Raw genomic sequence first — 1,999 nt, forward strand, 5'->3', positions numbered from 1 at the left:
GTTGTAACCATGTCGCTATGCCGTATCTGCGTTTGCGTTGTTTTAAGCGGTAACAAACGTGCATTTAAATGCAGTTGAGCACTATCTGAAAATCTCTGAACGTACTGGCAGAGCTGAACACACTAAGTTGATACGTGCTATGGGTATCTCACCGTCAGAGTCTGAATACCAACCTCTATTCGATCAGGTTTGGAACTCCACTGAAATCTCACAGTCGCAAAAGCTATTTTGGCAAAACAACACCGCACTGGGAGGAATCCTAGGTATGCATAACATTCATGGTCAGACAAATCAGATCTTTACACGGCTTAGCACAGAGGATTCTCCTGTTAGGGACAAGGTAAATATCACGCAGGATGAAATAGAGCTATTTCTCAATCAAGAATCCCTATCAGATCGAGACCGCACATTATTTGCGCTCCTGTTTGCTGGAGGTTTACGCATCAGTGAGGCGCTAATGCTCCAACTCAAACATGTCGACTTCACTGAACGACGGATATATCTAACGAAGGATATAAATCTGCGTGGTCTAACGACTGAAGAGCAAGCCCTATGTAAAGCGTTTAAGGGGCGTAGGACTCTCAACGATGAAGTCTTTCTTTTTGGTAAAGCTGAAGAGATATTCTGGGAGTCATTAGAAAAGCTCCTACTATCAATGGTCACTGACTATAGTCACGATTTTATATTCACGTTTGAAAAAAACGCTAATAAGGGCAGACCATTCATACTGACACAACGTGCCGACGAAAAACGTAGTCATGCCAACATTGTGACACGATTCAAAAAAGGATTAGCCGAGATTGGAATTCCTGATCACCTTCTGCACGGACCCCATTTTGCTCGCCACGCACTAGTGTTTTATCTCCATAATGAGTGTCCTCGTGTCACTAAGGATGACGAGTTGAAATTTGGTTACAGCACCGAAGAGGTATCTAGGCTGATAGGCCATGTAAACTTAACTAGCACGGCAAACTACAAACGTGATAACTCAGATAAGCTTAGCAGGGAGCATAAACTATCTCGTGATATCACACGTCTGAATCTAGACGATCAGCAAGCTCAGCTATTAATAAAACATGATGCGTTGATGGAAAAAGCGAAAAAAGTCCATGGGATGCTAACAAAATTGGAGAACCACAAATAATGATATTCAACACTACAGCATCCGCTCATTATCCGCAGCGCAAAGAAAACGCCGATAAACGCTGCAATGAGATCGCGAGAGAACTAAGTGAACAAGTGTCAGTGTTTTTTTCCAATGTGGGAACGGACAAAAGATTTGATGTTCCCAATATGGACATCCTGAATCGCAGCTCAAATTTGAGCACCGGGAGGGCTGATGTCCGCTGCGTGATATGTGAGATAGCAGCAAATATATGTGACACAGAAACATTACAGAGTCTCGCAAATCATTTGGCTAGTGCTAGTAACTTCAACACCAGAAAGAGTCATTCTCGAAAGCCTGAATACAAGGGCTACGATGGTGCAGTCGAGTTCATGAGGAACACAGAGAGGCTGTTCCTATCCATAGGAGTCATGCCGGAGCAAATCAGTAAATCCGTTTATCAAGCCGTTATCCTTTACTCTAGATTAATTCTAATTCGACTCTGGAGAGAGGGGTTAGTGGTGCTCCCTATCACGTTGAACATGGAATTAGGCACAAAGAAACTTGTCGATTTTACTAAGTTTAAATGCTCCAATCATCCCTCTAAACCTCCTATATTTGGAGCGACTGACGAATATTGTGAGAGTTTACAAACTGAATTCACTAAACTAATTAATGATATAGGCAATGCCCCTTCGTTAGAGTTAGATTTGATGGAACTGGAAGGTGGCACCTGCTATGATAAAGTATCAGGCATCCTGTACTGTAGCACGTTGCAGTCCCGTAAGGATGTAACGGTAGAGTCTTATGACGACCTAACCAGACTATTCTGTCTGTACGTGTAGTGGTCAACTGATATTGGCCACGTTCCTAGAGTTTAACCAGAACAATCGT

Annotated in this window: 1 protein-coding gene; it reads left to right on the forward strand. The window is 42.8% G+C overall.

All coding sequences use genetic code 11. The features are described from left to right. The first annotated feature begins 265 nt into the window (after positions 1-265). A complete protein-coding gene (locus tag AB6E30_RS22430; RefSeq protein WP_372105317.1) occupies positions 266-1,144 on the forward strand; it encodes a tyrosine-type recombinase/integrase in 879 nt (292 codons plus the stop codon). The last annotated feature ends 855 nt before the right edge of the window (positions 1,145-1,999 follow it).

Source organism: Vibrio sp. 10N.247.311.12 (assembly GCF_041467515.1).
GTDB lineage: Bacteria > Pseudomonadota > Gammaproteobacteria > Enterobacterales > Vibrionaceae > Vibrio > Vibrio crassostreae_C.

Excerpts from the sequence above, each read along its gene's own strand:
- AB6E30_RS22430 (WP_372105317.1), top strand. The coding sequence starts at position 266 with ATGCATAACATTCATGGTCAGACAAATCAGATCTTTACACGGCTTAGC.